Below are 23,153 nucleotides of genomic sequence, written 5' to 3' on the forward strand. Positions count from 1 at the left end.
ATTTATTATACATGTACGGCAGTAGGTACTTTCCCCGTGTTGAAAGGTTTGTCAACCTTGTTGTTTTCAACTTGGCTTTTAGGTGTACAGCAGTATATAATTGCAGCGGCAACCAGACAACAAGCTCCAACTGCTATTCCTGCAGCTAGCATTTCCAAATAAACTGCAATAGCTACTCCTGAAACAACTCCAGCTACTGCTAACGTCCATGTAGCTATGGTAGGCCACTTACTCTTTTGCGTATTTTGTGTTGCAGTAATAGAGGTTGATTGATTGTTTATAGCACTAGTTTTTTCTACTGCTGCAGGCTTTTCCTTACTGTTAATAACACCTCCAATTGTAGACACATTGTCAGCATTCGAAGAAACTTCACTTACCCCCAACTTCTTTTCACAACCCGTAATTTCTGGAGTTGTGGTAAGTGTACTATTGCTTCCGGTATTATTAGAACTTGTAGATTGGTCTCCTGAATTTGGCAAATCGTTGTTCAGTGAAATATTAACATTACCTTGTTTTGTATTATGGTTTTTAATTTCTTTTTTAATTTCTTCTACTTTACCCTTAAAGGGACCGTCTTTATTTTTTACATATTGTAGTACAAGAGTAGGAGAGTTACTTTTTAGAATATTTTCGAGTTCTTCTCTTGAGTTAGTACTGGTTTTGCTTATAAGTCCATCAATCTTTTTCTTAACAGGACTGGCAAGTTGCTTAACACCTTTTTTTCCGCTGCCTTTTTTGATTTCACCCTCCTCAAAATTATTAATTAAAGGCTCCTGCGTTGAAACCCCTGTGTTATTTAAGATAGCATTTTCTTCCTCCCCTGCAAGAACATTTTTTTCTGTCTGTTGACTGCCAGCACTTTTGGATTTTGGGTTTCTTTGACTGCTTGGTTGATTGTTATTCTCTTCATTTACTACAGCCGTATCGCCTTTTATAACAGGTGATACTGCATTATCACTGCTGCTTCTTTTATTAACTTGTGTATTCGCTTGTGTCTGTATATTTGCTTTACTGGAAGTATTGATTAATTTACTACTTTCTAACAAATTTCTAATTAGATATAGATGACTCAAAGTATCTCTATTTTTTTGATACTCATTACGAGTCATACTTGGAGAAAGTTCCATACTTATTTTTTCAAGCTGTTCTGCAATTACTGGTAAAGCTTTCTCAAATTCTTCCTTGCATATTGCCTGAAGAGCTGCGAATTTTAGGTCAACATGCTGACATAAGGGTACAACAACTCCATAACTAGCTTCTTTTATTGCATTTCTCAGTATATTTTGTATGGTTTGCCTGACTACTTGCTGTTTATTATTGAGTATGCTTTGATAAATTTGAACATGAGCTAGAACACTGACTATAATGTCTTGACTTTCAGTATTAGACAATGCAATCAGAATTGATTCATATATTTCATCAAACTCGTTGTTTTTAGATTTATGATCAAGATAATTAATAACATCATTGCTGCATTTAGCACATTTTTCACACAAGTGCTCGATAAATGCAATATTACCAGCATCCAATGCAGTTTTCAGAATTAAATCATAAATTTCTTTTCTGCCACGAGCTCCTATGTTTTTCAGGATTTGTTGCCTTAGTATTGTAATAACTTTATCATCTGCAAATGCTTGTTCATATACATCGTAAATGGCACGATCTGCACTATTAGTGTATCGTTTGCACAGGTATTCAATGACAGATGTGTGTTCCTGGCTTATCGCAGTTTCTAACAAGGTAGCAAAGCTCTTTTTTAATAACTCTTCTGTTGAGGCTTTTTTAGTTAGCTCATTAATATATCTTTCAAATGCATCTAGCACTATCGTGATGAATTCTTCATTTTTGATCAGAGATGCTGTTTCAAGCGCACCATACAAAGGATTAGGTTTACTTGTTTTTAACACCTGTCCAAAATCTCTTAAAACGTATTCGACAAAAACTGTCTCTAGTAATTCTTGCTCTTTTCTTAGTGCTATAACTGAGAAAAAGTCAATCTTATTAGGTTCGACAAGTTGTATAGCTTGACCTTTTAATCTTCCATAAACTCCATCAGTACCATGGAATTTTTCTATAAAAGCTTCAATATATTTTTGACCACCAACAAGTACAGGTAAAAGACTTAAATTTTCTTCAGCAAAAAGAAAATCCTGATATTGCTCTACTAGCTTGTCATTAGCTGCAATTGCCAATAATACCAATTCTTTTACTGAATAATCACACTCAAAATTCTCCTGATCAAATTTATACTGTGATAGTACATTTGAGTATATATGTTGATGATCGCTTCTATCTTGTAAATCTAAGTTAAGTTGTTGCTCACAAAAACTCTTTAAATTTACATTATCCAGCGTAATAGACCTGCCTTCATAATCTTCAATATTTTGTACAACCTTGTCTAGTTCTTCACAATTATCTTCTTGTATAGCTTGATTTAGGATATTTGTTATTTCAGCGAAAGTTAAACTTTTAGGAATGGTATCAAATGAACCTTCATCTTTTGATTCTACGGTAAACGACCTATCACAACCATCAGGAAAGTTTGCAAGTATTGCATTCTCTAAACTTAGATCTTCAGAGGGTGTGCTACATGGAGTAGCTGGTATCTCTTGACTTTCGCTATCTAAAACTTCAAACTCTTCTTCAATACCTGAATCTTCAGAATCTGGTTTTTCAAAACCATGCCAACTTTTGATTAATCTTTCAGAATTTGATTGGCCCTGTGAAGTTGTATCCTGTGATACAAAGTCTCTAAAATTGGAACCAAACATGTTTTACCTCCTAACTAGCAGCTAAGCTAAGTATAGCATTAAACAGAAATCTTGCCAAGCAAATTATTCAATCTCTTAGCAAACAGACTTACATCATCCATCTCTTCACCTTCCACGATGCAAGCTTGGTAAAATAATAAATGAATCATGTCTTCCAATGTTGGGTTTTCACCACTTTCAGCATAAGATTTCATTATACTCTTTATTACAGGATGCTTAGTATTAATTTCAAGCACCTTTGGCGTGCGGTAATTTAGCTGCTTTTGTTCACGCAAAAAACGCTCCATGCGAAGATCCATAGCACCTTCATCAACCGCTAGGCATACGGGACTATCAGTCAATTTTTTGGAAATTTTTACGCTTTTTACTGAATCTCCAAGCACTGTGGTAAAATATTGCAGTATAGTTTCCTCAGTTTTTTCTTCATTCGATTTATTTTCTTCATCTGTCTTATCTTCTTCTGAAGAGAATTTTTCCAAATCAACATCTGCACGGGTTACAGACTTGATTTTCTGATCTTTGTATTCATGAATTACACTAGTCCAAAAGTCATCAACTGGATCAACAAATAGGAGCACTTCTAGTCCTTTACTGACGAATCCCTCAAGTTGCGGACTGTTTTTCACTGAATCCAAGCTATTTCCAGTGAGATAATAGATATGCTCCTGCTCAGGCTTCATTCTGCTTATATAGTCATCAATGCTGACTAATTTCTCATCACCAGTGCTATGAAATCTGCAAATCGAGAGCAGCGCTTCTCTCTCATCAGTTGGCATAGCTTCACAAAGACCCTCTTTTAATACTGCACCAAAATTGGTCCAGAATTTTGTGTACTCCTCTAAATTCTCTTTTGCCTTTTTACCGAGCTCTGATATCGCGCGTTTAGTGAGGGATTTCCTGATTTGCTCAACAACACGATTATTCTGCAACGTTTCTCTGCTGATATTAAGAGGTAAGTCCGGTGAATCAACAATACCTTTCAAGAAACGTAAATACTGCGGTATGATCTGTACATTATCTTCAGTGATAAATACTTTATTTACATATAACTTAACAGAGCAACGTCTATCTGGATGGAATAAATCAAAAGGTTTTATAGAAGGAACATAAAGCAAATTTGTATATTCTATTGCACCTTCATTTTTATTATGCAATATCATCCAGGGCTCCCCGCCAACGTGGGCAACACTGCGGAAAAAATCGTTGTGCTCCTCTTGAGTAACGTCATTTTTTGGCTTAGTCCAAATTGCAGCCTTACTGTTTAACTTTTCACTTTTTCCTTCTTCGTCTATAAATTCAACAGGAAAATTTATGTGATCAGAGTAAGTAGTGACAATATTTTCAACACGAAATTTATCTAAAAACTCGTTTTCTTCAGGATGCATAATGAGCGTAATTTTGGTTCCGCGAGGGACTTGATTATCTGACTTGCTGATTGAATATTCCCCATCTCCTTTGGATTGCCAGATCCAAGACTCCTCTTCTCCAGCTTTTCTCGATTCTACTATTACTTCTGATGCAACCATAAAGCTTGAGTAAAAACCAACACCAAACTTCCCAATCAGCTCCACAGTTTGGCTTGAATCCTTGCTATTCTTAATCGCATCCAAGAACTTTTGCGTACCAGAGCTTGCAATTGTACCAAGATTGTCTATTAAATCCTGTCTATTCATTCCAATGCCATTATCAGTGATATATAGCTCGTTCTTATCTTTATTGGAGCTGATAGTGATTTTTAATTCGTCACTCAAATCTAGCAAATTAGGGTTTAGTTGAGATTCATAGCGCAACTTATCACATGCATCTGATGCATTTGATATTAATTCACGCAGAAAAATGTCTTTATTGGTGTAAAGTGAATGAATCACTATATTCAGTACTTTCCCTACCTCAGCGTCAAATTTTAAATTTTCAGTTTCTTGTACATTATGCATTTTGAGCTCCATTATTTGCCTACTACCCTAATAATTTAAGTATTGAATCACGATCTTTCAAGGTCACGTATACCAAAATTAATGTGGGTGTAGTTATTATGACACCCAATTTATGGGATCTCTTGCATAACAAACTTTTGGCAGCGCATTGGATGAAACGAAAAACTTCCTTGACACCCTTCGCCAGCCCCCTTATCATGAAACTGAAGCTATTTATTTATCTTCGCAATCTCTGCAGTGGATTAATGACAAAAAAACTTAATGTATTTGGCGTAAATCATGCTTAATTTTTTGCACTATGTGCACCTCATGTCTTTATCAAATTTCTAGCTACACAAGCTGAAATACGCTATTTAAAACATCAAAAAACGCCAACTTAAAAAATGGATAGTGAATAATTAGCTACCCTAGGGTTTCTTTGCCTTTTTTTCTGTTTAGTAAATTTCTTAACGTTTATAATTTAGATTAGTTGCGGCTTAAAAGCGGCTGAGTCACGGTTATTAAGCGTTTAGAATAAAAAAACGCCATACTTGAAAGTATAATGTAAGTAACTAGCCAACCATCGGGCTTTTTTTGCCTTTTTTTTCGTTTGGTAAATTTTTTAATACTTAGATTAGTTGCAATTTAAGAGACCAGAAATGGTCAGTGCTTGGCACTGGAATAACGTCCTCCTTTGTTATCCCAGTGCCCAGACACTGGGATCCAGGAAACTTAATTGCAAGTAATGCATTGGATTTGGTGAGTATGGGTTTTATGTTATAGAATGAAACACTTTTGGTGAATTTGTAAAGAAAACTGGATCCCAGTGTTTGGGCACTGGGATGACAAGGTATAAACCTTATCGTCATGCCGCCGCGAACCGTCATACCGCGATTCATTCGCGGTATCTCAGCCGCTAACAAGAGATCCCGCTAACAAGTAGCGGGATGACGGTTGTCGTTCAGCCACAAACATTAAGAAATTTACCAAACGAAAAAAAAGGCAAAAGAAGCCCTGGGGTTATTATCCGCTTTAAAATATTGGCGTTTTTTATGTTTTAAACGCTTGACAAGCGAGATTCAGCCGCTTTTAATTGCAACTAACCTACGCTGCAAATGTTTAAGAAATTTACTAAGCAGAAAAAAAGACAAAGAATCCCCGAGTTAGCTAGTCTTTTACTATCTCTGTCGAGTATTGGCATTTTTTGATGTCTTGTAACGCTTTATAAGCGCGTTCAGCTTATTTAGATAAAAATCTAGATGTAGATGAAGTTTTGTAAAGACATACAGTATCTATATACTGCAAAAAATTGAACATAAGACGCCGATACATTAAGTAATCCTTACCTTTTAATCTGCAGATTGGCGAAAGCAAATACAATAGCTTCAGTTTCATGATAAGAGGGCTGGCGGAGTTTGTCAAGCAAGTTTTTTCGTTTCTATTCCCAATAAAAGTTTGTTATATGGTTATGCAAGAAGTCTAATGAATCGCGGTATGACGTCTTAGCTATAGATGCTGGTTTGTGTGATTTCAAGAGAAGTTTAGTAGATAAGTTGTGTTTTAAACCAGATTCGGTATTTTAAACTGAACATTTTCAGTAATACCACCTGGCATAACTGAAATTTTTACACTCAGGTTTACTTTTAGGTAGTCTATTAATTCATCAACTAATATGTCAGGAGCGGAAGCACCTGCGGTGATTCCTATCTTTTCTACGCCCTGAAACCAGCTTTTATTCACACAGCTGTAATTATCAATCAAGTAGGCTCTTTTTCCTCTGGCAGTGCACAGATCTAATAAGCGGTTTGAATTTGAGCTATTTTTACTTCCTACAACTAATACCATGTCTACAATTTCAGCTAGCTTTTTAACAGCATTTTGTCTGTTTTGCGTTGCATAGCATATGTCCTTTAAATCTGGACCTGTTATGCCTGGAAACCTTAATTTCAAGGCAGCAATAATGTCACGGGTATCGTCGATGCTTAACGTAGTTTGTGTAACATAAGACAAATTATCTGGATCTTTAACCTTTAAATCATATACATCCTGCAAAGTTTGCACTAAAGTGATAGGATTGTTTACTCTTCCCCTAATTCCCTTAACTTCTGGATGGTTTTCATGCCCAATGAGAATTAATTCTTTACCACTGTTTTCATACCTTTTTGCTTCTTTATGCACTTTGTTGACTAAAGGACATGTTGCATCAATCACTTGAATACCCTTTCTTTTTGCCTCATCTTCTATATTTTTTGATACTCCGTGCGCGCTGAAGATCAGTATTCCTTCATTATCTTCAATTTCCTCGATACTGCTTACAAAAACCACTCCTTGTTTCTTAAAGTCCTCTACTATATATTTATTGTGAACAATTTCGTGTAGCACATAAACTTGGCGCTCGTTTTTGTATTTTTCTAAAGTAATAGCTAATATGTCCACAGCTCTTTTTACCCCGGCACAAAAACCTCGTGGTTCAGCTAAGATGATTTCCATTTTTGTCAAATCAAGTAAATATGCAAGCATTACTTAAAAATAAGCTCCGCTCACTGTGTTTTATAGTACCATTATTTATATTTTATATAATAATTATTTTTCGCATATTCTCTTTAACATTTGATCAACTTACTACTTCAGAAAATTTTAGAAAAGATAATATAGTACATAAACAATCTGATATTTTAGATAGAAATGGAGTGGTAATAGCAACAAATGTGCCCACAACATCACTATATATAGATGCAACCAAAGTAAAGAATCCGGAAAGTATAGCAGCACAACTGTGTTCTACTTTGCATGACCTCGAATACAAGAACTTATATAGAGTACTTACTTCAGAAAAGAAATTTGCTTGGATAAAGCGGCACTTGACTCCAAAAGAATTACTAGCGATCAAAAACGCTGGTGTACCAGGAGTAAATTTTGATGACGACATAAAGCGTATATATCCTCACAGTAATTTATTTTCACACGTGCTTGGTTACACTGACATAGATGGCAATGGTATTGCAGGAGTTGAGGCGTATATAAGTAAAAACAATGAGCAAGAAAAGCCCATAATACTATCCTTAGATACACGAGTGCAAAGCATAGTGCATGAAGAGCTAACTAAAGCTGTAAGCAGATATCAGGCACTTGGCGGAGTAGGAATTGTTTTAAATGTGAGAAATAGTGAAGTTATCTCGATGGTCAGCCTACCTGATTTTAATCCCAACTTACAGAATAAGGCAGAAGACGTACAAAAGTTTAATCGCGCCAGTCTTGGGGTATATGAGATGGGGTCGGTATTAAAATACTTTACAATAGCCGCAGCGCTTGATGCGAACGCTACAAAAACTAGCGATTTATATGACGTATCAACACCAATCACCATCGGAAAGTATAAAATTCAGGATTTTCATAAATCTAAAATTCCAAAAATTACTGTGCAAGATATATTTGTAAAATCATCCAACATTGGTGCAGCAAAAATTGCAGTCAAACTAGGTATTGAAAAACAGGTAGAATACTTTAAAGCTATGAAGCTATTTTCTCCTTTGAAAATAGAAATACCAGAAAAATCCACACCGATAATCCCGGATAAATGGAGTGAAACCACTTTAATAACAGCATCTTATGGTTATGGCATAGCTGTAACTCCTATACATCTTGCACAAACTGCAGCAGCATTAATCAACAATGGGATATTTCATAACGCAACCTTGATGTTGAATAAAAGAAGTATAGGAGAGCAAATTATCTCAAGAAGAACTTCCAGGGAAATGAGAAAATTATTACGTGCAGCAGTAACAGATGGCACTGGCAGAAAAGCAAAAATAAAGGCATATTCAATAGGAGGAAAAACTGGATCGGCGGAAAAAGTTGTAGATGGTAAATATAGCAAAGATGCAAACATAGCATCATTTATAGGAGTGCTAACTATGCTTGACCCAAGGTACATAGTGCTAATTGCTATTGATGAGCCTCAAGGGATGCACCATACCGGGGGAATAATTGCTGCGCCTATAGTAAAGAACATTATAAATAGAATAGCGCCTATACTAAATGTTACACCTGAGATGTAAAATTATGATTGCTTTACTACAACTTCAAATTTATCATCACCAAAATCCTTATTAATATACCAAGAACCATCATCTTTAGTTACAAATTCAAGACCTTTAAGGTCTTTTTTTATTGTCTTTCCATTTTGACCATCAATAGCGATATTAATATCGAATGTAATAATGTCTAGATTTATCATAGCTTCTTTCCCGCTGCACGAATTTAGACTGAACTTGCCTAACATGACATCATTAAAACTCACTTCCCCTGTATAGACATCACACTGACCGTCCACACAACACGTAGTTTCAATATAGAAAAGATCTGACATACAAAATACCTTAAAAAAAAGAACTAAACATATATGGCCACTACACCACACCGCTAACAAGTAGTAAAGCGTCGATAAACCTAAGTTACTTTAGCTACGTAGCCATAATACAGCTAGAAATGTAAAATTCAACAGTTAATTGTGTGATTAATAGAGAAGTCTTATTTAGTACACCTTATAGGAATGGCTGTTTAGTTTTTTTGTTAATCTTTTTTACCATGCTGTCAATCATATGCTTTATCCCTTGATATACAGAGTATGTACTTTCGTCGCTACGCATATAAGCAGAACAGGAAAATACATTATGTTCTTCGTCTTCTATTGATAACTCTGTATCGCATTTTATGTGCTCGCCGCCAAGCCTTTCTATCAACTGTTCTCTGTCATCTCCTATAGTTACCTTAACCTTACTTTCTTCTTTACCTATCTTGCTACTTAAAATTGAAACAATGATGGCTGGAGATATGCATATCGCTCCTATTGGCTTTTTTGTAACAAAAAATTCTGAAACTAATCTTTCAAATTCAGGCATTACTGTCACCATGTCTTTACTTTCAGCTAAGTCAGATAAATTTTTCGCAACCCCGTATCCACCAGGTACAACTAGCATGTCAAAATTTTCAGCTTTGGCTTCTTTTAAGTCATATATTTCGCCTCTTGCGATTCTTGCTGCTTCCACAAGTACATTCCTTTTTTCTTTTGTTGCCTCTTTTGTTCTATGATTCATAACTTGTGTGATATTGATATCAGGTGCAAAGCATTTAACATCCACTTCCTGCTGATCAAGCACAAGCAAACTTAAAACCGCTTCTCTTACCTCTGCACCGTCAAGGTGACCACACCCTGATAAGACCACAGCAGCTTTTAATTTTTTTTCACCCATAAAGTACCTTGATTTCATATAATCTAGATATTTTAATACAAATTCTATATTTGGAAAGGGGTGTGTTATATCAATTATAATATAATTAATGATTAGTATGTATAATTAGGCATATTTATAATCAACGAAGCTGAATATGGAATCTAGCAATAGTATGTTTTTTGACACTGACTATCCAGAACTAAGAAAAGCTATTTCAGATATAATAGAAAGTATTGCACAATCCTCACAAGAGGGGAAAAAAGAGTTATTTACAACCCTATCAGAACAAGTTAAAGGGATGAACCTCAAAGATTTAGGTTTAGCGATTAATGACCAAGGCTTGCAAAAGGAGGTCAACAAAGAATTATTTATAAAATTCATTGAAGAAGCGCTTGAAGGTTTAACTTCTGAAAATGTTGACTCAAAAATAATAGAAGAGGCGTTAAAATCTGTTAATCAGCAAGCAATAAGTAATGTTATAAATAATAATAAAGGTCCACTGGACAATCTAGTCAATTATTTTAAATCAGCATCTGCAAATAAAAAAATTGGAATAGCTTCTGCCGTAATGGTATTAGGAGCAGCATTTTCTCCACTTATTGTGCTTGCTACATTAATAGCACTTGTAGGTATTGGAGCACGTTATGCAGGAATAGGTATAGTAAAGGCAGGGGAAAAAATAAAAGAAGGTGCGATTGATGCAGGAAAAGCAGTGAAAAGTTTATCTAAAAATTTAGGGGATAAATTGCCTGAGGTTGGGCCAAAAAAAGATAACTTTAGTAAATTATACAACAGTTTGGCTCAAGAGATTATAGGCTATAATATGTCCGAAGAAGGTGAAAAAATAAAAAACGCCCAGAGTAAAGCAAAGGTCATAGGCATGCTTCAAAATGAAGGGCAGCGATCTGCTATACAAGAGTTAGTAAAGAATGGAACTATTCAAAATTTTTCAGAAGATGACATGAAAAAGCTTAGAGAAAAAGGTACTAGTACTTATGAAAGTGATAAGGAAGCACTTGAGGAACTTATGGAGAAATTTCAATCTAAAATTATGGCCATTGGTGAGGGTAAAATAGAGGAGGTAGAAAAAATGGTTAATGATAAAGTTAACCAAATGAAGTCACCAGTTCCTCAATTAGATAGTCCAAGTTCTGAACAAGCGAGTACAGGAGAAACCAAAACCCTCTGATGGCTTGGAGAGGGAGGGAATGGAAAAGGTAGAGATCTATTCTTTTTTATCCACTTTTTTGAGCAATCCACTTCCACATCTAACACACATCTCAGTGATTATAATATCCAATTTTTGATCATGTTTTTCTACAGGTAAATCTTTACAATATTGTTTCTCATAGGCTACACCTATAAATATTTTTCCAAGTGGCCGCAGTTTTTCTATCATTGTATCATACCAACCACCGCCAAAACCCAATCTATTAAAATGATCATCAAAAGCAATAACAGGAGTAATGATTGTGTCGGGAATTACGTCTTCATTTGTTTTGTTCCATTCCTCAAATTTTAGTAACTTATTTTTATTAGGAATTGCTACTTTATAATCTAAATCGAGTAAACTATGCATCAAAGGCACAACATCTATTTCCTCATCCATTGGAATGTAAGCTGCTATTGTTTTGCCTTTAACGTAGCTTAAGTTCTGATTAAAGAGATTAATAAGGGAATTTGCCGCATAACTGGAATAACTTTCATCAATATCTTTTCTTATAGCTCTATATTGCTCTCTTATTTCCTTTTTGTGCTGTTTAATATCTTTGAACATGATCTATCCATTTTGCAGTAAGTTTTTCTTGTAAACTATTTTGCTTCAAGCGCTCACTTAAAAAGTCAAAGTCAACACACCCCATATCCTGGTCTTGATTACTGCAACTATAAACAAAACTCCTTTCTCCTGTTTTCGCATTTATATGTTGCTGCACACACTGAGCGCAGATTTCTTTCATCATACACTGCATAGGAGAATTAACTGATGATATCGCTATGTGGCCTGATTTCAGATATGGCTTTAAAATTGTTTTTCTAGCTTCATTCACAGCTTTCATCATTTTGTCAGAACCAATAGTGATAATTTTATCTATAACGTTCAAATTAATACCTAATCTTCCTTGTTGATAAGAGACTATTGCATCAACTATATTACCATGAAAGGATTTATCTTGATCTCTGCTTGTTTCTATCAATCCTTCTTCACATGCCCAAACTACTGCATTTGATGCACGCTCTATCAGTGCTCGTTTAAATACATCACTTAACTTCTTATAGCCAGCAAAGTACAAAACCTTGTTATTATTTTCAAGACATGCCTTCCCTATCGAAAATAACACTGCATTTCCAACTCCACCACCAATTAGCATTATATTCTTCATGTGCTATTTTAACTGCATTTGTTCAAATTTTTTGAAATTTTATAGAACAAAGTAATTTATATAGTTCTATACACAAAGACAAGAACACTCTCTGACTTCAACTATACCGATAACTGATAGCTGCATTTTTACGCATATCATCTAATAACAAGTTGCTTTGTATCATAATCTTTTGTTGGTACATTTTCTGTTTGATTGCTTCTATACCCGCTACATTACTCTTGATATCACACAACATCATCAACTTTGCAGTGCCATTTTCTCTCAATTCTACTATTTCATTCACACTTGTTTTACTAAATAAAATCTGTAAATCAGGATTTAAATCTCGCATTTTTATTTCAAATTCTTTTGCGTTTGGCAGCTTAAAATTATCTGCCAATTTATCAAAATTTAAACAACTGACCTTTTGCTCCTTGAGATTATCTAATAAACTTTCTGAACCTTCAACCACAATCTGTTTTAATTTTAAAGTGCTTTCCAGCAGTGCATGATTAAGTTGTACTTTATCTATTACTTTTATAACGGAGTAACCTTCACTGAAACTGAATGGACCTGCTATGTCGCTGGTTTCTAATCCTTCTAAAACGCTCTTGAGTTTTCCTTTTAGCTGACTTAAATTAACTGTTGCTTTACGCATCTTTATTGGAGATTCTGGGTTATCACTGTTGCGTAATTTTTTTACTAAATCTTCAGCTATACCATAAACGTCCTTGTCTTTTTGATCAGGAATTATAAACTCTTGGAACGTGATAAGATAATCCGGCTTTTCTGTTTGCCTTTTTACATCATCTACTTCTTTATCGCTTATATTAATAAATGGCACAATTCTTACTTCAATAATTTTGCTCCACAGTAACTGACATTTTATTTGTTTTCTTAAAATACCAAGATCTATATTATGCTTCTCTATGTATTGATCAACTTCATTAGCCTTAAGTTTAAAACTTTGGGTTAAAAATAACATAATAGCATTATCTAACTCCTCGTTGCTCAATTTTATATTCAGCCTCTGTGCTTCATTGATAATGATAATTTCGTCTATTAGCTCCCTAAGCACTTGAGGCTTTGCTTCTTTTTGATTAACACTTTGAGTGCCAAACAATGAATTTATAAAGTTGATGCGTTTTTCGATATCTAAATTTGAAATTGGTTCACCATTTACATCTGCAACAATTTCAATCTCGGTTGCAAGCAACCTAAGTGGCAACACTATCAACAGTAAAATTAGTATTTTATACATACAAGTAAAGTTAATAACCAATTCTATAATAAATACTGAGTCAATGCTAGCCAACTTTTTAATAGTGATCTCAGTGACAATGGAAATAAAAACCATTGCAACAAAATCAGGTACGCTGGTAAATAGGCTAAAAACATGCTAATATAGCGAATTTAAACCGTGCTAAAAACAGTATACGGAAGGAGAGGGATTCGAACCCTCGATACGACTTTTGGGTCGTATAACGGTTTAGCAAACCGCCGCCTTCAGCCGCTCGGCCACCCTTCCAAATTTAGAACCTAAAGATTATATAATACCAAGACCTCTACCACCTGTCTAATGCTTTTAATTGCAATATTTGTATCTGTTCAGATGCATGGCTAATGCTGAAACAAAAATTCCAGTGCTCCCTTTCTTGTCATCCCAGTGCCCAGACACTGGGATCCAGGATTTTGATTAGCACTAAGTTGGTGAGCATATAAGTGTTATGTTAAAATATAACGTTTTTACGGAAAGTCTGGATCCCAGTGTCACGCACTGGAATGACATCGTTTACTATGTGCCATATTGCAATGTTCGTACAGTTGTGCGCGGTATAGATTCCGCTAACAAGTAGCGGAATGACGAATTTGTTGTTTTTCAAATTGTGGGCAAACCTAAGCCACTTTAGCTATAAATCAATAAAAACTAATTTCTGCTTTTTTCAATGATTTTCTTTGCTTCTTCCACACCAACCCATTCTCCAACTGCTACCGTTTTTCCCTTTTCCAGATCTTTATAATGAGAAAAGAAATGAGTAATTTTATCTAGTAGGCTTTTAGATAAGTCAGAATAGTCCTTTATATTGTCATAATAGCTATCAACACTGGAAACAGGCACTGCTAATATTTTCTCATCTTCTCCTTTTTCATCTTTAGTGAGTAATGCGCCTATTGGACGCACCGATATTAAAACACTAGATGCTAAGGGAAATTGAGTTAGCACCAAAACATCCACAGGATCACCATCACCTGCGCAGGTATTTGGTACAAACCCATAATTGCAAGGATAAGTCATTGAGGTAGATAAAAATCTGTCAACTTGTAACAACCTAAACTCTTTATTAAATTCATACTTTACAGGCTCAGCATTCGCACTTATTTCAATTACCACATTCACCGCATTTGGTCCTGCTGTTATTTTACTTAAATCCATAAATTACCTCTTAACTTAAGAATAAGCATTATACAATATATGCTTTTAAGTTGCTACATTTATGTAATTCTAAACTTATTTTGCACGGGCTGTCCTAAATTTTCATTCGTCATCTTATTGACTGTTGAAAGTGGTGGTTCCTGTGATAATTGAAATAAAGCATATACTATTACGATAGTAAGCACTGCAGCAATTACTAGATTAGCAAAATTATCCTGTGGTAGGACACCTTTTATTGGATTAAATAATTTTTGCTCCATAAAGAAATAATCAGCAACATATAACCCAACAGATAATACAAACATACCTAAAATAAGTTTACAGACTGTGTTTTTATGGTCTTTTTCTTTTTTCTTGCTGGTGATAGGATTTGGCCTACATTCATTCTCTTCTTGCAGCACTGAGTAGTATATATTATCAGGGCTCGTTATTAATTGTTCAAATTCATCACTATTTTGGTTTTTTAACAGTTGCTCTAGGGTGTTTTTTGTATTTATAGGATATATTAATCCATCCATTTTCAATGCTTTCTCTTGCCGATCCACATTCTCATGGTCGATTGTATATTTATCTCTACTTGATAATCCGATCATGTGTAGTTTGCCAGCTAAGAACATTATATAGCTCTCTATTAACTGATTCTCACATATCTCTAATACTTCTCTTTTTACTGTTTTGTTAGATGACGAAAGTTCTTTATAGTGACCACCCAAAGAAAAGAACAATGCTATATCTTTATCTGCTTTTATGTCATGAATGGAATAATAGCTGCTGATAACGCACTTATTTAATGCAAATTCTCTGTCATATTTGTTTAATGTATTTCCTTCACTTAGTAACTTTCTAAGACCAATGAGTACTTTATTTTCAAAATCTTCTTCTGTTTTAAATATTGGTTCTCTCTTTGGATTTGCTAAGATGTTAAGTAAATCTAATTTTCTTCCATCTACTACTTCATTTATATATTCATTTAACTCAGATCCTTTAATAACTTCATATATTTTATCTATGACATCTTTAGTATTCAGGTTATTGTTTTCACTTAGAATTTGATAAGCTTGAGCATAAATTAAAAACAGCCCTTGTAGACTAAATTTTAAGTTAAAATATTTATCTAATGGTTCCTCTTTTTTTCTAATGAATTCAGACAAACCAAAATGATTTCTGTGATCCATAAAACGACCTAAGTCAGCATGTTGAAAGCTACCTAAAAAAATAAATAACGTCTCTAATAAATTACCCTTACCAACAATTTTTATTAGTTCTTCAATTTCTTTTATCATTGCTGAAACCTATAATGTTCTACTTTATAGTATAAGGGATACATGGCAAAATAGCAATAAATGTTATTAGACTTCTTGCATAACCCAAACTAAGTAGAAAAAGGTATAGCTATACCGCCGCGGCACTAACAAGAGATCCCGCTAACACGCAGCGGGATACTATCTACACCGTCATACCGCGATTCATTCGCGGTATCTCTCAACATAGATCCCGCTAACACGTAGCGGGATGACGAGACTTATCTTTATGCTGCCACGAACCGTCATACCGCCGCGGTATCTCTTAGCCGCTAACAAGTAGCGAAATGACAACAATCCTACGTCATACCGCCGCGGCGCTAACAAGAGATCCCGCTAGCGGGATGACGAGCTTATCTTCATGCTGCCACGAACTGTCATACCGCCGCGGTATCTCCAGATCCCGCTAACAAGCAGTGGGATGACGAGACTTATCTTTATGCTGCCGCGAACCGTCATACCGCGATTCATTCGCGGTATCTCTCAGCCACTAACAAGAGATCCCGCTAGCGGGATGACGGTTGTCGTTTAGCTACAAACATTAAGAAATTTACCAAACGAAAAAAAAGGCAAAAGAAGCCCCGTGGTTGGCTAATTACTTACATTATACTTTCAAGTATGGCGTTTTTTTATTCTAAACACTTAATAACCGCGATTTAGCTGCTTTTAAGCCGCAACTAATCTAAATTATAAACGTTAAGAAATTTACTAAACAGAAAAAAAGGCAAAAGAAACCCTAGGGTAGCTAGTTATTCACTATCCATTTTTTAAGTTGGCGTTTTTTAATGTTTTAAATGCTTTATAAGCGTATTTCAGCTTGTGTAGGTAAAAACCCAGAAATTTGATAAAGACATAGAGTGCACATAGTGCAAAAAATTAAACATGAGACGCCAGATACGTGAGTTTTTTTGTCATTTAATCTGTACAGAGAAGATAAATAAATAGCTTCAGTTTCATGATAAGGGGGCTGGCGGAGTTTGTCAAGCAAGTTTTTTCGTTTCTGTTATATGGTTATGCAAGAAGTCTATTGTATGTTTACACTCTGCATTAAAGCTTTTAGTTAAGAGCATATCCATCCACCGCCGATAACTTGCTCATCTTTATACGCTACACAGGCTTGACCTGGACTGATGCCAAAGTAATCGTCGTTTAAAATGACACAGGCTTTATTTTTTTCGTCAGTTGAATGTATTGTTGCTAAACTTCCCACATGTGATGATCTCAGCTTCACAGTTACTTCCATACCTTCCTTTGGTTGTTCTAACCAATTTAACTCCTTGATCAATATTTTTTTTTGCATTAATACGTTGATCGGACCTACTATAACCTCATTATTTTCTGTATTAATTTTTATCACATAAAGAGGTTCATTGTGTGCGATACCCAAGCCCTTTCTTTGCCCCACTGTAAAATTTACTATGCCACTGTGCTCGCCTAGCACTTTTCCATTAACATCCACTATTTTACCTTTCTGTACAGATTGTGGAGCTAATTTAGCTATTGTTTTACTATAGCTTTCGGAAACAAAGCATATATCTTGACTGTCCTGCTTTTCAGAAATTTGTAAGCTGAAATACTTTGCTAATTTTCTTATATCACTTTTATAGAACCCACCTAGTGGAAATCGCAAAAGCTTCAATTGCTCTTGAGTTGTAGCAAACAAAAAATAACTTTGATCTTTACTTTTATCAATGCTTCTGCACAACTTTACCTCACCATTTTTTTCTAACCTTCTCACGTAATGTCCTGTTACGAGCACATCCGCACCAAGATTTTTTGTAACTTGCAATAGATCACGAAATTTTACCGTTTGGTTACATCTCACGCATGGTATGGGAGTTTCCCCACGCATATAGGTACTCGCAAAATCCTCTATTACTTCCTTTTTGAATATTTCCTCATAGTTTAAAATATAGTGAGGAAAGCCAACACTTTCAGCTACACGCTTAGCGTCATAAATATCCTGTCCAGCGCAGCATGCGCCCTTTCTTGCGTTAGCATTACCGTCGGTGCCATAGAGTTGAAGAGTCACACCTACCACTTTGTACCCAAGGTTATGTAGCAGTGCTGCAGCAACGGAGCTATCAACTCCCCCGGACATTGCAACAACAGCCTTGGTCTGGTGCGGAGCTTTATCTTTTAGCAGAGGTTCTATTTCAAATTCTTTTAGCATAATCGCCTTAATTTATAAACACAAACTTGGTGTCATGCAAGTAGCTGACACTGGAATCTAGTTTCTATTACACAATTTCATCGAAACAGCATACTTGTTTATAGTCAATTTTTCTGGATCCCAGTGTTGGCTACTTGGATGACATCTTTATGCTTGAGGTAAAATTTGCTATAAAATTCGATGAACTACCTTTAAAAATAATTTAATCCTGCTTAAATAAAACATGGCCAAAATAATCCATGTTTTCAAGCACTTTTCCGCTACCCAGAGCAACACAACAAAGTGGGTCATCTGCAACACGAACCGGTAATTTTGTTGTTTCACTGATAACTTTACCTAGATTACGTAATAATCCACCACCACCGGATAAAACTATTCCTCTATCGACTATATCAGAAGAAAGTTCAGGTGGAGTGCTCTCCAGCGCAGTCTTAATAGCAGAAATTATCTGATGTACAGGCTCTATTAAACTCTCTGCAACTTGGTATTCTGATAAAAGCATTTCTTTTGGCATGCCACTCACTAAATCCCTGCCCTTAATTATCATTCCCTCTTTGTTATTTTCACCTGGCAGACTGGCTGAACCTATGCTTTTCTTAATTTTCTCAGCGGTTGTTTCACCGATTAATAATTTATGATTTTCACGAATATATGACTTTATTGCCTCATCCATAATATCGCCACCTACTCTGGCAGAACGTGAATAAACAATTCCGCCTAAAGAAATAATTGCAACTTCAGTTGTACCGCCTCCTATATCAACAATCATAGAACCCTCAGGTTCAGTAACCGGGAGCCCAGCTCCGATTGCTGCAGCCATTGGTTCTTCAATTAAAAATACTTCATTTGCACCAGCACTTTCTGCTGCATCTTGTATAGCACGCCTTTCAACTGGCGTGGATCCAGATGGAACGCATATGATAATATTAGGTTTATTAACAGTGAATTTTGTGTTTGCACTGCGTATGAAATATTTTAGCATTTCTTCCGCACTTTTAAAATCAGCAATAACTCCATCCTTTAAGGGCCTTATCGCCTCTATTTCTCCAGGCGTTTTCCCAAGCATCATTTTAGCTTTTTTACCAAAAGCATAAGGAACGTAACTTCCTTTTTCTTTTATTCTTGCTACAACTGAAGGCTCATCAAGCACTATTCCCTGATTTTTCTGATAAACTAAAGTGTTTGCAGTACCAAGGTCTATAGCAATATCGCTAGCAAACAAACCTTTGAAAGTAAAAAGGCTATAAAACTTTCCGGTTAATTTTCGAACAAAATTCATACATAACTCAAGAAAACCATTTATTAAGACAAATTATACTTTTCAGATAAGTAGTAAGTAACACACTCAACGTCTAAACCCTTACCTGTTACTTTTTTTAGCAGTTCCAGGCCACACTTTGCACTGTATATATTTTGAGATAACCAACTGATAAGTAAACTAAAATCTCCTTTTATTATAGCACTTAATGATTCGTAATGATTCTTTTTAACGCAAGAGAAAATCTGCACAGCAGCAATTAAAGCAATAATTTTTATAGGAAAGTAGCCCATAACACCGCTTGCCCAATATTCATCTTGAAAATAAGTGTTTAGCTCATTTTCAGCTTTTACTGGAATTTTATAGTGCTTCATACCTTCCAGCCACGCATCATGCAGGTCTTTGACTTCCAATGTACCATTTATTATATCTTGTTCTAACCTAGTTCTCAACATAATATGAGCTAACAGACTAAATTCATCTGCATTTTTTAAAAAAGAAGAAAGGTTTATTTCATTGAAAATCAAGTACAAATTTTCAACACTGCTAACTTTCTCGTTAGTTTTGCCTTTTATAGCAAATTTCTCTTTTATGTGTGGTTGAATAAACTCAATAAATTCTCTGGATGTTCCAATCATCCTTTCCATGAATAACCCTTGAGTTTCATACATAACATGTCTCGTAATTGGACTACTTATAGAATTTTGCGCTAAACATTTTTGATAAATTGCATAACCACTATGCCGTAAAAGTGAAAATAAACCATAACAAAAATCAGATTCATCATAATCTATAGGGTAGTAATAAGAAGTACGAATCTCATTTAGTGCAATACCCATTTGCTGTAAACATAATGAGCCAAGTTCAATCTGTTTCTGAGTAGCAACTTTTTGTATATTAGTAACCTTATCCTTTTTCTGCTTTTCAATTATTTTATCTACATTTTCGCTAAAAAATTTGCCTACCTTGGGGAATACTTCCCTTATATTCTTTTCTGTGATATCAGAGTCATAGTCAGCAAGCAGTGAGTCGTATTTTGAGCATTTTAATTGCTGCGATTTTATAGAAGCTACTTCGCGAATGAGTGTGATTAAATCAGTAAAACGTTCTTTTAGTTTTTCTAAGTTACTGGTTTCAGAATGAGATAGCTTCCATAAATTTTGGCATTCAACCTTAGCTTTGGATAAAGACTTTACTAAATCAATAGGAACAGCACTGTTGCTTTTATGTATTCTCTCTATTAACTTTAGCTGCTGAGTATTTGCACTTTTTTTGTTACCAAGAGCATCTGCTAATGATTCCTTTATTGCGTCATGAGAGATAATTTCATGTCTGATTTCTTCTAGAAGACTCATTTGTTCAACTTTGTCCTCTATATTCAATTGGCTTTGGTTTAGTACTTTTAGCGTATTTTCGATATTCTTTACCCTATATAATACTTCCTCTAAAAACTTATAAGATTGCATATTTGTTCATTATTTTAGAAAACATCTGTTTAATACCGTAATAGATTAATAATAAAGTTAAAAGTATATTTGCTTAAAGTACAATAAAAAATTGTACTTTTTATTCTTTTATTGGATTTTTCTACTCAGAGTCCAGCATATTATAGGAAAATTAATTGTAAGGTTGTAGAAAAAGTATTTAGTATTTTATTTCTCTTGACTATATTACAATATGGAGAGATATTAGCTACTGAAATTAAAGTTACGCACTATTTAAAATTTATGGAGGTTTAGTAATGTGGAGTAGACTGGTTATAATGTGCTGTTTTTGTTTATTACTTACTGGTGTAAGTTCTTGCCCAAAAAAAGGAGCAAATACAACAAATAAAATAAATTCTGTTGTTAAGCAGATAGGTGATAAAAGAGTTTTCTTTGGTTATGATGAATCTAGTATTGCTGAAGTAAGTGCAGATGCATTACTTGACGTAATGGAGGTGTTACAAGATAACCCTGACGCGAAGGTTACTTTAACTGGTCACACTGACAACCGTGGTTCTCATGAATATAATCTTGCGCTAGGCGCTAGAAGGGCTGATGCAGCTAAAAAATTTATGGTTAGTTGTACACCCTACATAGAAAACAGAATAAAAACTGCTTCTAAAGGTGAAACTGAGCCTTTGGTTAATGTAAAAGATGATTCTAGAAATTCTAAATATGAAAAAGAGCATGCTAAAAATCGTAGAGTGGAATTTTCATTTTCTGGAATAAAGAAATAGTTTCTTGCATTAAAACCTGGATCCCAGTGTCAAACACTGGGATGACATAAAGAAAGGGCACTGGGGTAGACAAAAAAGGACAAACTTGTCATATTTCGTTGCTTGTTAGCGGGATCTATATATACCACAAATAAGTCGCGGTATGACGTAAGAGATCTGACCTGTCTGGCCATCAAGAGACATAATGGAATTAGAGTTATTATTTCAAAATGTGGTTAATAGTTTTGCTTTCTATAACAATCAAGTTGCAGTTGCAGTATCAGGTGGTGTAGATAGTATAGTCTTACTGCACTTAATGACTAACTGGGCAAAAAAAAACAAGCTTTCACTTCCTATAGCATTAACAGTAAATCATGGATTACGTCCAGAGTCTCAAAAAGAAGCTGATTTTGTTGTAAGTTATGCAAAGGAACTTGGAGCAAAGGAATCGTTCATATTAAATTGGGAGAAGCAAAATATTAAAGGCAATATTCAGTTACAGGCACGAAAAGCACGGTATAAGTTACTAGCAGAGTGGTGTAAAAATAATAATGTTAAATATTTACTTGTTGCTCATCACAAAGATGATCAAGCAGAAACGTTCTTGTTAAGATTAGAGCGAGGTAGTGGCGTAGATGGATTATCATCAATGGACTACAAGTCTTTCCTAAATGGTATTTATATATTTAGGCCATTGTTAAATTTTAGTCGTAGTGAAATAGAAAAGTACGCTAAGCTTCATCGGTTAAAATGGATCGAAGATAGAAGCAATCATGACTTAAAATACAGACGAACTTTATACCGTAACTTACTTAAAGCAAGTGATAATCAAGAGATTTTAACAGAGCGAATATGCCTCACAGCCCTTCATATGAAAAGAGCTGCAAAAGCGTTGATGCACTACACACGCCTTGCGTTTAATGACTGCGTTAATGTGCATGATCTTGGTTATATTGAAATTAAACTAAGTGAATTTTATCAATTGCCAGAGGAAATAGCCTTGAGGCTTCTTCTTTACTCTATAATGGCAATTGCCAGTAAACATTATAAACCAAGGTACAGCAGCCTCATTGCAATATTTAATAGAATATTGCAAAAGGATAGTAATGTTAACTGTACACTTTCTGGGTGTAAAATAAGAAAGTATGGAGAAAATATCTTAATAATTAGAGAATCGTCAAGGATACAAGAAATTACCGTAAACCTACCTTTAAATGAACCTACCCAATGGGATAACAGATTTAGCTGCACAATACTCGGAAATCAAGGGTGTTCAGTTATCATCGCTCCATTAAAAAAAACACAAAAAGTTCCTGAATTTCTGAAGGATTACAACTGCTGCCCTGAAGTTTTCTACTCTTTGCCTACAGTACAAAAAGATAGCAAGGTGCTTGCTTATCCTGATGTAAATTATAACGGAAAAAATACCAATGACGATAAGGTTCAATGCATTATTAATAGCACGATAAAACAAAATTTGGTAAGCTTGATTAGTATTTAGTTAGA

General features: G+C 34.9%; 19 protein-coding genes and 1 tRNA gene. 5 read left to right on the top strand and 15 right to left on the bottom strand.

Going from position 1 to position 23,153, the window contains the following annotated elements:
• Positions 1–5: 5 nt before the first annotated feature.
• The 4 genes from ACFEL3_RS04460 to ispH all read right to left on the bottom strand — a co-directional run bounded on the left by ACFEL3_RS04460 (position 6) and on the right by ispH (position 7,174).
• A complete protein-coding gene (locus ACFEL3_RS04460; RefSeq protein ID WP_208571591.1) occupies positions 6–2,771 on the bottom strand; it encodes a hypothetical protein in 2,766 nt (921 codons plus the stop codon).
• 38 nt (positions 2,772–2,809) lie between these two features.
• A complete protein-coding gene (gene htpG, locus ACFEL3_RS04465) occupies positions 2,810–4,705 on the bottom strand; it encodes a molecular chaperone HtpG (protein WP_095742876.1) in 1,896 nt (631 codons plus the stop codon).
• Between the two features lie 608 nt (positions 4,706–5,313).
• On the bottom strand, positions 5,314–5,583 hold the full coding sequence (locus tag ACFEL3_RS06845; protein ID WP_244663114.1) for a hypothetical protein: 270 nt from the start codon (positions 5,581–5,583) through the stop codon (positions 5,314–5,316).
• Positions 5,584–6,244: 661 nt separating this feature from the next.
• Positions 6,245–7,174 (bottom strand): 4-hydroxy-3-methylbut-2-enyl diphosphate reductase, encoded by a 930-nt coding sequence (gene ispH / locus ACFEL3_RS04475; protein WP_010963148.1) that lies wholly within the window; start codon positions 7,172–7,174, stop codon positions 6,245–6,247.
• A gap of 20 nt (positions 7,175–7,194) precedes the next feature.
• On the opposite strand from ispH, the gene ACFEL3_RS04480 reads away from it, so the two are divergent.
• Positions 7,195–8,742 (top strand): peptidoglycan D,D-transpeptidase FtsI family protein, encoded by a 1,548-nt coding sequence (locus tag ACFEL3_RS04480; RefSeq protein ID WP_265039602.1) that lies wholly within the window; start codon positions 7,195–7,197, stop codon positions 8,740–8,742.
• Between the two features lie 2 nt (positions 8,743–8,744).
• Here the strand turns inward: ACFEL3_RS04480 and ACFEL3_RS04485 are convergent, their stop codons facing one another.
• Together ACFEL3_RS04485 and elbB are read right to left on the bottom strand one after the other, a co-directional pair.
• Positions 8,745–9,053 carry a hypothetical protein gene (locus ACFEL3_RS04485; RefSeq protein ID WP_010081942.1) on the bottom strand — a complete coding sequence of 103 codons (309 nt, stop codon included), beginning with the start codon at positions 9,051–9,053 and terminating at the stop codon, positions 8,745–8,747.
• Between the two features lie 175 nt (positions 9,054–9,228).
• Complete coding sequence (gene elbB / locus ACFEL3_RS04490; protein WP_006279595.1) at positions 9,229–9,954, bottom strand: isoprenoid biosynthesis glyoxalase ElbB; 726 nt, start codon at positions 9,952–9,954, stop codon at positions 9,229–9,231.
• A 118-nt stretch (positions 9,955–10,072) separates the two neighbouring features.
• Between elbB and ACFEL3_RS04495 the strand changes: the two genes are divergently transcribed.
• Positions 10,073–11,107, top strand: coding sequence for a hypothetical protein (locus tag ACFEL3_RS04495; RefSeq protein WP_070357017.1), 1,035 nt, complete (start codon positions 10,073–10,075; stop codon positions 11,105–11,107).
• A 36-nt stretch (positions 11,108–11,143) separates the two neighbouring features.
• Here the strand turns inward: ACFEL3_RS04495 and ACFEL3_RS04500 are convergent, their stop codons facing one another.
• The 4 genes from ACFEL3_RS04500 to ACFEL3_RS04515 all read right to left on the bottom strand — a co-directional run bounded on the left by ACFEL3_RS04500 (position 11,144) and on the right by ACFEL3_RS04515 (position 13,809).
• On the bottom strand, positions 11,144–11,695 hold the full coding sequence (locus ACFEL3_RS04500; protein WP_010963143.1) for a 5-formyltetrahydrofolate cyclo-ligase: 552 nt from the start codon (positions 11,693–11,695) through the stop codon (positions 11,144–11,146).
• Entirely contained in the window at positions 11,679–12,299 is a 621-nt protein-coding gene (locus ACFEL3_RS04505) for a hypothetical protein (RefSeq protein WP_006279429.1), read from the bottom strand. Before ACFEL3_RS04505 ends, ACFEL3_RS04500 begins: the two co-directional genes overlap by 17 nt.
• A 97-nt stretch (positions 12,300–12,396) precedes the next feature.
• Positions 12,397–13,542 carry a SurA N-terminal domain-containing protein gene (locus ACFEL3_RS04510; protein WP_095742874.1) on the bottom strand — a complete coding sequence of 382 codons (1,146 nt, stop codon included), beginning with the start codon at positions 13,540–13,542 and terminating at the stop codon, positions 12,397–12,399.
• 176 nt (positions 13,543–13,718) lie between these two features.
• Positions 13,719–13,809 (bottom strand) — tRNA-Ser (locus ACFEL3_RS04515).
• 199 nt (positions 13,810–14,008) lie between these two features.
• Here ACFEL3_RS04515 and ACFEL3_RS04520 point away from each other — a divergent pair.
• Positions 14,009–14,137: a hypothetical protein gene (locus tag ACFEL3_RS04520; RefSeq protein ID WP_256437680.1), complete on the top strand. Its 129-nt coding sequence runs from the start codon at positions 14,009–14,011 to the stop codon at positions 14,135–14,137.
• 71 nt (positions 14,138–14,208) lie between these two features.
• Here the strand turns inward: ACFEL3_RS04520 and ppa are convergent, their stop codons facing one another.
• From ppa to ACFEL3_RS04545, 5 genes are all read right to left on the bottom strand, one after another.
• Positions 14,209–14,715, bottom strand: coding sequence for an inorganic diphosphatase (gene ppa, locus ACFEL3_RS04525; protein ID WP_010082061.1), 507 nt, complete (start codon positions 14,713–14,715; stop codon positions 14,209–14,211).
• A gap of 59 nt (positions 14,716–14,774) precedes the next feature.
• On the bottom strand, positions 14,775–15,998 hold the full coding sequence (locus tag ACFEL3_RS04530) for a hypothetical protein (protein ID WP_208571592.1): 1,224 nt from the start codon (positions 15,996–15,998) through the stop codon (positions 14,775–14,777).
• A 1,078-nt stretch (positions 15,999–17,076) separates the two neighbouring features.
• Positions 17,077–18,189 carry a tRNA 2-thiouridine(34) synthase MnmA gene (gene mnmA, locus ACFEL3_RS04535; protein ID WP_038199627.1) on the bottom strand — a complete coding sequence of 371 codons (1,113 nt, stop codon included), beginning with the start codon at positions 18,187–18,189 and terminating at the stop codon, positions 17,077–17,079.
• 202 nt (positions 18,190–18,391) lie between these two features.
• Positions 18,392–19,468 (bottom strand): rod shape-determining protein, encoded by a 1,077-nt coding sequence (locus ACFEL3_RS04540; protein WP_007548791.1) that lies wholly within the window; start codon positions 19,466–19,468, stop codon positions 18,392–18,394.
• Positions 19,469–19,491: 23 nt separating this feature from the next.
• Positions 19,492–20,913, bottom strand: a complete 1,422-nt coding sequence (locus ACFEL3_RS04545) for a carboxypeptidase (protein ID WP_010963135.1) — start codon at positions 20,911–20,913, stop codon at positions 19,492–19,494.
• Between the two features lie 275 nt (positions 20,914–21,188).
• Between ACFEL3_RS04545 and ACFEL3_RS04550 the strand changes: the two genes are divergently transcribed.
• Positions 21,189–21,668, top strand: a complete 480-nt coding sequence (locus ACFEL3_RS04550; RefSeq protein WP_010081889.1) for an OmpA family protein — start codon at positions 21,189–21,191, stop codon at positions 21,666–21,668.
• Between the two features lie 184 nt (positions 21,669–21,852).
• Entirely contained in the window at positions 21,853–23,148 is a 1,296-nt protein-coding gene (gene tilS, locus ACFEL3_RS04555) for a tRNA lysidine(34) synthetase TilS (RefSeq protein ID WP_208571594.1), read from the top strand.
• Positions 23,149–23,153 lie beyond the last annotated feature (5 nt).

The sequence above is a fragment of the Wolbachia endosymbiont (group A) of Opomyza germinationis genome, from assembly GCF_964264765.1.
GTDB classification, from domain to species: Bacteria; Pseudomonadota; Alphaproteobacteria; order Rickettsiales; family Anaplasmataceae; genus Wolbachia; species Wolbachia pipientis.